Annotated in this window: 1 pseudogene; it reads left to right on the top strand. The window is 61.0% G+C overall.

The features are described from left to right. Positions 1-39: 39 nt before the first annotated feature. Positions 40-269: pseudogene (locus SB725_RS31430) on the top strand (glycerate dehydrogenase); the annotation flags it as partial.

Below are 269 nucleotides of genomic sequence, written 5' to 3'. Positions count from 1 at the left end.
AGACTACGCCTTAGAACCCTCGTGCAAAAGGTACAGTTCATGACTAACAATCGCCGCGCCGTCTTCCTCGATCACAGCTCACTGGACCTCGGTGACCTGGACCTGGGTGCGCTGCATGACAGCTTCAGCCCTCTGAAAGTACATGCCCACACAGCGCCGGAACAGGTCGCCGAACGCCTGCAGGGCGCCCAGGTGGCCATCAGCAACAAGGTGGCACTAACAGCCGAAACCCTGGCCGCCTGCCCCGACCTGCAACTGATCCTGGTGGC

The organism is Pseudomonas sp. SIMBA_041 (genome assembly GCF_046535095.1).
Classification (GTDB): domain Bacteria; phylum Pseudomonadota; class Gammaproteobacteria; order Pseudomonadales; family Pseudomonadaceae; genus Aquipseudomonas; species Aquipseudomonas mucoides.
The sequence above is the reverse complement of the archived record's forward strand: the minus strand, read 5'-3'. Positions and strand labels throughout refer to the sequence as shown.